The sequence below is a fragment of the Streptomyces sp. NPDC002785 genome (assembly GCF_040295565.1).
In the GTDB taxonomy this organism is placed as follows: Bacteria; Actinomycetota; Actinomycetes; order Streptomycetales; family Streptomycetaceae; genus Streptomyces.
The window spans coordinates 1-7,654 of the sequence record NZ_JBEOVN010000276.1; the positions used below are offsets into that span (position 1 = coordinate 1).

Genomic DNA, 7,654 nt, shown 5'->3' on the forward strand with positions numbered 1-7,654 from the left:
GGCTGATCAACTGGGCCAATCGAGTCGGTGTCGCCGCGATCGGCATCGAGGACCTCGACTTCACCACCGAGAAGACCCGCGAGAAACACGGCCGCAAAAAGCGGTTCCGGCAGCTGATCTCCGGCATCCCGACCGGAAAGCTCAAGGCCCGGCTGGTCTCCATGGCCGCCGAACAGGGCCTGAGCATTGTCGCGGTCGACCCCGCCTACACCTCGATGTGGGGTGCCCAGCACTGGCAGAAACCACTGGCCACCCCCAAGCGAAAGATGTCCCGTCACGATGCCGCCGGTATCGCGATCGGACGACGCGCCCTCGGACACCCGATCCGGCGTCGGACGGCACCGCCCCCACACGACCGGAGCGATCGTGCGGGGCATCGGACCGCCCAGGCCGGACCAGGCAACCGGGGGCGTGAGGGAACCCCGCCCACCCGCAACGGACCACGCCCCTGGAGGCGTGCCGCCGAACGGGACGCGAAAGCGGGAACCCAGCGCACCCAACACCGTTCGGGATGCGCCCAGAACGCAGCAGTGGGTCCAGGACTCACTCACGCGCACTGGTTAGGAACGGTCCGTACAGGATGCTGGCGGCTGATCTCATGGAAGACGTGTTCGAGAACCAGACCGAGCCCATGCACGTCGTGGTCTTGTTGGGCTTCATCGCCCGGTTCTCCAGGTACAACCTGCCCAGCCTCTCCAGAGACCTGTTCTGGACGATCGTCGGACTGCTGGCCGAGAAGGACGAGCACGGCCAATACGTCCACATCAACCGCCACGGCGAGATCGCGGTTACCCAGGAGCAGCTCGCCCGGATGCTCGGCGTCAAGAGGCCCACGATCAAAGTGGCCATAGGACACCTGATGGCCCGGAACTTCCTGTGGAAGACCAGGCGGGGCAAGTACCAGCTTCACCCGCTCCTGCTGTACTTCGGCAGCGCCACCCGACAGGGCGAGGCGATCGGCTACGCCAAGGCTCACTTCGAGGACAAGGAGCTTCCCGTCGTGCCTGAACCCGGAACCGTGATCGCGCATGAGATCACCCCGGACGGTGTCACCGACATCCGTGCCTGACCACAGCTCCACGTAATCGTCGGCGTGGCCTCGGACGTGTACGGGGGACGTCCGAGGTCGACGGTGCAGCGGTCAGCCCTTGGCGGGGGCGTAGTAGTTGCCGAGCATGTCGGTGACCCACTGGGGCTGGTGGACCTCGCCCCGGGGGCCCATCTCCTTGAACCAGGGCTTCACTTCGATGACCGGGGTGCCGTCCACGGCGTCGAGATCTTCGACGTGAAGGTCCAGGCCGTCCACCTTGACCAGGCGGCAGCGGGAGACGCCGAGCCAGTTGAGGCGGCGCATGTTGCGGTGGCCGACGAAGCCGACTTCGGGCCAGTCGGGATTGTCCCGGGGGCGGCGGGCGCCGAGGGGGAGGTCGGCGGGGTCGATCAGGTGGAAGTGGAAGACCAAGTCGAGGTGGGAGAACCCTTCCAGTCCCTTTGTGGCCTCCAAGGGGAAGCGGCTGTCAAGGCGGATGATCGCACGGGTGCCGCCCCAGTAGTCGTCAGTCGGCTCGGTGCGGCCTCCGACGACGTAGCCCAGTGCCTCTACCTCGAATTTCTCTGCCATCAGGTTCCTTCCAGAGTCAGGCTGTAGCGGCCAGGTGGGCCGCAGCCCGGGTGTCCACGGTGGCGGCGGATCGGATACCGCGCCGTCCATGGTGTCCAGGGACGCGGACCACGTCGCGCAGGCCTCTTCGACGCCCCGTCTTCGGGACGGTCGCTCGGGCTGTAACTCGCCGCTCACTGGTGCGGCCTGTGTTGTTGGATATGGGAGGCATACCGCATCAGGTAGTAGACAGCCTTGCCGAGCAGCCGGAGCATAGCGGCCGAGTCACCGTCCTGGTCGCGGAACAGGCCACGGGCGTGGTCCACGGTGGCGGTCGCAATGTCCCGGGCCCGGGAGTCGGCCAGGCCCTTCGCGTACTCCTCGGCCGGGTCGGCGAGCAGCCCGATGTAGGAGCGGAGCCGCTTGCGGACCTCGTCTGCCGCCGGACCGGTCGGCCGCCCCTGAGCGAGCGCGAGCGCCAGGTCCACATCCCGGCCCATGTCGATCCAGGTCGGGGGCGTCTCGGTCACCGCGCTCACCGCCCGGTCTGCTCGTCGGTCCGGCTGTGCTCGACATCCTCGTCCTCGCCCGGCAGTGGCCCGGTGCGGGCCAGGAAGGCGTTCCAGCCGTGCTGGGCCCGTGCGAGCAGACTGGCGGACGGGTGGCCGTCGGGCAGGTTCGTGCCAGGGGTGCGGATCGGAAGCGAGGTTTCGGAACGGTCGGACTGGGTGCGCATGCCAATCTCCGTGGTCGGCGGGTTTCGCCGCCCATTTCTGTCGGGGCCCGTGAGAGCGGTGGGCGCTGCTGGCGGTTAGTGAACGCGCAGCAGCGCCCCGGAACTGACACAAGTTGTGACAGTCTCGGGGCGCTGTGTGACAGTCCGGGCAGAGGGATCGCTTCAGGCTATGCCGACCACTACGTACAGCTAGAGCTGGACGCCGCACCAGGAGGCGTAGCCGATGAGGGTGTCCGGGGTGCGGCGGGCGGCGTGCACCAGCCCAGCGACGGTTTCACGGACGGACGGGTGGTACTTGGCCTGCTGCGGCGCCACCCTCCGCGCCTTCAGCAGGGAGACGAGGGCGGCGTCGGCCTTGCCGGTCCAGAGCTGGGAGCGGGCGGTGTCAATCCAGAAGTGCCCCAGCCGGTCGGGGAAGTAGTCCGCCTGGGGCTGCACCAGCTTGGCGAGCTGGAGTGACTTGCCGTGGTTGCCCAGCTCCATCTCTACCGCTGCCGCGTGGATCGCCACGTTGGTCGGCCCGAACGACTGGATGTGCGCCCCGTCCCGGGCCCCGCCGACGACCTCGCGGCCCAACTGTTCGGCCAGGCGGCGGGCTTCGGCCAGCTCGTCCTGGGCAGAGTCGGCGTCGCCTTGCCGGGTGGCCAGCATCGCCGCCCGCAGGTGCAGATTCCCGGCAGAGCAGAGGGCCGGGAGTTCCCCGGCGCGCACGCCCGGGTCGATGGTCTCGCGGGCCTTGGTGATGATCTTCCGCCCGACCTCGTGCCGTCCGGTGGCGAACGTCGAGTAGGCGCGCATGTAGCCGTACAGGCTCATCAGGTACGGGTCGCCTGCGCGCTGGGTGGAGTAGTTCATGCGGGACAGCAGCAGCGACACCAGATCCGACAGACCGAGCCCGTAGGCGACGTCGTAGGCGGACCGGTACACGTGCGCGAGAAGCCGGTGCGCCTCTTCAGCCGACTGGCCCTGCGCGGTCTGGGAGACCTGGACCAGTTCATCGACGAGCGGGGGTGCCATGGCGACGATCCGCCCGAAGTTCGCCCCCCTGCGGGCGAGGAGCACGGCGTGCACGTCGGCGGCGATTTCCGGCAGGGCGCGCACGGGGAGTTCGTCCAGCGGGAAGTCATAGTTGTCGAGCGCGGCGCGCAGGTCGGCCAAGGGGCTGTCGAGGCGGTCGTGGGCGTGGTCGGTGGTGTATGGCTGGCCAGTGAAGGTGGTGACGGGTACGCCCATGGCCCGCGCCACGGCGGCGATGAACGAGCCGCTGGCGGGGCGGCGGCCCTGTTCGACCTTCACCAGGAGCGAGTAGGAGACGGCTGCTTTGCTGGCGAGTTGCTTTTGCGTCAGGCGGTGCAGGCGCCGGTAGGCGGCGATCCGTGCCCCTGTTCCGATGCCAGTAGGCGTGGGCATACTGTGCTCCGTCCTCGTAGTCGCGTACTGGGACGGTACCCGTCGGCATGCGGCGGGTGATACGGATTCGCCCCTGCCGCCAAGTGCCCGGCGGGGGCGAATCGTTTAACAGCGGGGTCCTCGTGCGTGTGCGTGGACTACCGGCGCGCCCGCGCCTGTTCCGTACTCATGCCCGTTCCCGTTCCCGTGATCCGGTTCCGGGGGTGCGGACCCCGGCCGCCGCGACGACCAGTGCCAGTCCCGCCGCGCACACCGGTACGACATAGCCCGTCACCTGTCCCGTGTGCTCCACCATCCAGCCGCCGGTCGCCGAACCAGCGGCGATCCCGCCCAGCAGCGCGGTCACGGCCAGGGTCATGCCCTCGTTCAACTGGCCCTCGGGGGTGAGGCGTTGCACCAGTGTCATGCCGGTGACCATGGTCGGGGCAGTCGCCGCACCGGCCAGCAGGAGTGCGCCCGCGAGGGCGAGCAGCGAATCGGTCGAGGAGGCGGCGAGCAGCGGCAGGGACATCAGCGCCGTCATTCCCGCCAGGCAGCCCAGCAGCCGGCGCCGGATGTCCGCGGCCGGGCGCAGCGACCCGTACAGCAGCCCCGCCGCGCACGATCCGGCCGCCTGGAGGGCCAGGATCGCGCCCCCGGCGTGAGCGATCGTGACGACCTCCATCGCGCCGAAGACCATGCCGGTGGCGAGGAAGGCGGCGAGCAGGGCCGGCATGCCGGGGGTGCGGAGCGGGGAGCCCGCGTGTGTGCGGGGTGCCACCGGTGGTTCCGTGGAGCGCTGGGCGGCGAAGATCAGCACGCCGGTCATCAGCAGGATCGCCCCGACGAGTGTTCCGGCCTCCGGGAAGAGCGCAGCGCACAGCAGGGCGGCGAGGGCCGGGCCGAGCATGAAGCAGAGCTCGTCGGCGGCCTGTTCGAAGGAGTTCGCGGTGTGCAGGGCGGCCGGATCGCCGCGGTGCAGATGGGCCCAGCGGGCCCGGGACATTCCGCCGGTGTTGGGGGTGGTGGCGGTCGCGGCGTAGGAGGCGAAGAGCGTCCAGACCGGGGCGCCGTAGTGCACACAGAGCAGCAGTGCGAGCGATCCGAGCGCGGCTATCACTGTGGCGGGCACGGCGACCCTGGCCTGTCCGTACCGGTCGACGAGCCGGGCCGTCCAGGGCGCGACCACCGCCGTTGCCGCGAGGCCGGTAGCGGTGACGGCGCCGGCCAGGGCGTACGAGCCGCGCGAACCGGCGATCATGATCACCGCGCTCACGCTGAACATGCCCATGGGAAGCCGGGCGAGGAGATTGCCCGCGGTGAAGGCGCGGGCGCCCGGGGTGGCAAGCAGCCGGCGGTACGGGTTGGTGGGCGCCGGCCTGGCGGCGACGGTGCGCGGGGCGATGACCAGCAGGCCCCCGGAGACGGCGAGCATGGGGTCGGTGGGCGGGGTTCTCTCGTACGGCATGGATCAACCCTCGCGGCGCACGGCCCTTGGGGTCCAACACCTTCTCCGTACCGATTAACGCATCTGTGTTGTAAATTCCCGGGTGTGGCCTCCTCCGCTGCCGATACGGGCACCCAGACGCATACCCATCCCGATCCCCGGCTGCTCCGCGCCTTCGTCGCCGTTGCCGAGGAGCTGCACTTCACCCGCGCCGCCGCCCGGCTCTACATCGCCCAGCAGGCACTGAGCCGGGACATCCGCCGGCTGGAGCGCGAGCTGGGTGCGGAACTGTTCGTACGCACCACCCGGCAGGTCGCCCTCACCGCCGACGGCGAACGGCTCCTCCCGTATGCCCGGCGGGTCCTGGAGGCGCATGCCGATCTTGCGGCAGCCTTCGCCGATCCCGTGGCGCGGCCGCTCTTCGTCGACCTCAACACCGACGGCATGACGGCCGCCCGTGTACTCGCCCGCGCGCGGGAGCTGGCTCCGGCGTGCGAGCTGATGGCGCGCTTCGAGAGCGGACTCATCCGGGCCGCCGATGAGATCCTCGCCGGGCGCCTCGACGTCTCCTTCGGTCGCGCCGCCGGACTCGACCCCGCGGTGCGGGCACGGCTCGGCACGCAGCCGGTGCGGTACGAGCCGATGGCCGTTCTGCTCCCCACCGGTCACCCCCTCGCCGCTCACGAGGCCGTCGCGCTGGACGACCTGGCCGGCGAGACCGTCTACGCGGGCGCCGGGAATCCGCGCACCGAGGAGTGGACGGACCTCGCCCGGCTGCTCTTCGCCGAGTGGGGCATCGAGCTGGCGCCACCCGTCCCACTCGCGATCGGCGTGGCCGAATTTCAACGGGTCAACGCAAAGTCGGGGTACCCGGTTCTGTGCGTGGTCGACTTCCCACCGATGCCGGGCACCGTGGTGCGTCCGCTGGTCCGGCCCGTACCGATCTCCCCGCTCCTGCTGGTCTGGCGCAAGGGGCTGCGCCACCCCGGCCTGGACGCCCTGCGCGAAGCCGCAGCTCAACTGGGCTCCGAGGAAGGCTGGATGGTGCGGCCGGACGGCAGCTGGCTGCCCGGGATCGACGCATCTCTCATGTTGAAATCCACCTGAGCGGGACGTCCGGGGGGCGGCGTCGCGGACATCGCTCCGCTCGACCGGGACGCGGTGGGGACGACCATCGCGAGGCACTGGGCGTTTCCCGCCCGGCGGGCCCGGCCGCGGAGCCCGCGGCGAACCGGGGCCGGGATAGCGTGCTGGGGTGATCAACGACATCCACCGGCTCGACGCGGAGATACGACTCCGTCCCGTCACGCCGGCCGACGCCGCATCCTTCGCCGTGGCGCTGACCCGCAGCCGCGCGTACATGCAGCCCTGGGAACCGGTGCGGCCCGACGCCTTCTACACCGAGCAGGGACAGCGGGAACGGCTGGCCGGGTTGCTCGCGGACCGTGACGCGGGGCGGGTGATGCCGTGGGTGCTCGCCGATGAACAGGACCGTGTGGTGGGTGGGTTCAACCTCAACGGCATGGTGCTCGGGCCGTTCCGCAGCGCGGTTCTCGGTTACTGGGTCGATGTCGCGTACGCGGGCCGCGGACTGGCCACGGCCGCCGTGGAGCGGATCTGCGCGTTGGCCAGGGACGAACTGCGCCTGCACCGGGTCGAGGCGGGGACGGTGCTGGACAACGTGGCGTCGCAGCGGGTGCTCGCCAAGTGCGGCTTCGAGCAGTACGGCATGGCTCCGCGCTACCTGCACATCAACGGTGAGTGGCGCGACCACCGGCTGTTCCAGCGCATTCTGCACGATGGGCCGTTGCTGGGGTGAAGGCCGGCCCGGGGTGTCCTCGGTCGCCGGGCGGGCCCGACTTCCGCGAGTGAGGACGCGGACGGCTACCGGACGCCCCCGGTACGCCCCCGCACATGCCGATGTCCGTCCAGCGGCCACGGCGGCTGTGCCGGAAGAACCTCCGCGAAGCCGTATCCGCTCTTCTCCGCAACCCGGCAGGACGCGTCGTTGTTCACCTGATGCATCAGGTCCAGCTGCACGAGCCCGTCCCCGGCGAACGCTTCGAACGCCCAGTCGGTGAGCGCCCCGAGAGCCCGCGGCGCGATTCCGCGCCCGCGCGCCCGCGCCGTCGTCCAGTAGCCGACCTCCGCGCTGCCGGAGCCTGGTGCGGGGTACTTGAGCGCCACATTGCCGACCAGTTCGCCGGCGTGATCGCGATCGACGACCGCGAAACCGAAGCGGCTGCCGGATTCCCGGCCCTCCTGCTCCACGCGCAGCCACTGCTGCGCCTCCGCCTCGTCCGTGACCGGCCTGCCCAGCATGGCGCGCATCGCGGGATCGCGGTACGCCTCGAGCAGGGCCGGGGCGTCGTCGGGCAGCCACGGCCGGAGGAGGAGCGGGCCGTCTGCAGGGGTGGCGGCACGAAGATCGTCGTCCATCAGGACACCGTAACGACCTCCCCCACGATAGGGAGCCCGCTCC

The 7,654-nt window shown here is 70.4% G+C and carries 9 protein-coding genes and 1 pseudogene; 4 read left to right on the top strand and 6 right to left on the bottom strand.

The genetic code is table 11. The features are described from left to right. Together ABTZ94_RS34825 and ABTZ94_RS34830 are read left to right on the top strand one after the other, a co-directional pair. Positions 1-564, top strand: a pseudogene (locus ABTZ94_RS34825) (transposase family protein); the annotation flags it as partial. Positions 565-598: 34 nt separating this feature from the next. Next, positions 599-1,069, top strand: a complete 471-nt coding sequence (locus ABTZ94_RS34830; RefSeq protein ID WP_351207018.1) for a hypothetical protein — start codon at positions 599-601, stop codon at positions 1,067-1,069. A gap of 72 nt (positions 1,070-1,141) precedes the next feature. Here the strand turns inward: ABTZ94_RS34830 and ABTZ94_RS34835 are convergent, their stop codons facing one another. The 5 genes from ABTZ94_RS34835 to ABTZ94_RS34855 all read right to left on the bottom strand — a co-directional run bounded on the left by ABTZ94_RS34835 (position 1,142) and on the right by ABTZ94_RS34855 (position 5,193). Further along, on the bottom strand, positions 1,142-1,621 hold the full coding sequence (locus ABTZ94_RS34835; RefSeq protein ID WP_351207020.1) for an SAM-dependent methyltransferase: 480 nt from the start codon (positions 1,619-1,621) through the stop codon (positions 1,142-1,144). 173 nt (positions 1,622-1,794) lie between these two features. Then, positions 1,795-2,130 (bottom strand): DUF6415 family natural product biosynthesis protein, encoded by a 336-nt coding sequence (locus ABTZ94_RS34840; protein WP_351207022.1) that lies wholly within the window; start codon positions 2,128-2,130, stop codon positions 1,795-1,797. A 5-nt stretch (positions 2,131-2,135) separates the two neighbouring features. After that, a complete protein-coding gene (locus ABTZ94_RS34845; RefSeq protein WP_351207024.1) occupies positions 2,136-2,336 on the bottom strand; it encodes a hypothetical protein in 201 nt (66 codons plus the stop codon). 189 nt (positions 2,337-2,525) lie between these two features. Next, positions 2,526-3,746: a helix-turn-helix domain-containing protein gene (locus tag ABTZ94_RS34850; RefSeq protein WP_351207026.1), complete on the bottom strand. Its 1,221-nt coding sequence runs from the start codon at positions 3,744-3,746 to the stop codon at positions 2,526-2,528. Positions 3,747-3,912: 166 nt separating this feature from the next. Then, the gene (locus ABTZ94_RS34855) at positions 3,913-5,193 is read right to left on the bottom strand and encodes an MFS transporter (protein WP_351207028.1); all 1,281 of its coding nucleotides are present in this window, start codon (positions 5,191-5,193) and stop codon (positions 3,913-3,915) included. Positions 5,194-5,277: 84 nt separating this feature from the next. On the opposite strand from ABTZ94_RS34855, the gene ABTZ94_RS34860 reads away from it, so the two are divergent. Further along, positions 5,278-6,279, top strand: coding sequence for a LysR family transcriptional regulator (locus ABTZ94_RS34860; RefSeq protein WP_351207030.1), 1,002 nt, complete (start codon positions 5,278-5,280; stop codon positions 6,277-6,279). A gap of 148 nt (positions 6,280-6,427) precedes the next feature. Then, positions 6,428-6,991, top strand: coding sequence for a GNAT family N-acetyltransferase (locus tag ABTZ94_RS34865; RefSeq protein ID WP_351207032.1), 564 nt, complete (start codon positions 6,428-6,430; stop codon positions 6,989-6,991). Between the two features lie 65 nt (positions 6,992-7,056). On the opposite strand, the gene ABTZ94_RS34870 is transcribed toward ABTZ94_RS34865, so the two are convergent. Continuing rightward, on the bottom strand, positions 7,057-7,611 hold the full coding sequence (locus tag ABTZ94_RS34870) for a GNAT family N-acetyltransferase (RefSeq protein WP_351207034.1): 555 nt from the start codon (positions 7,609-7,611) through the stop codon (positions 7,057-7,059). Positions 7,612-7,654 lie beyond the last annotated feature (43 nt).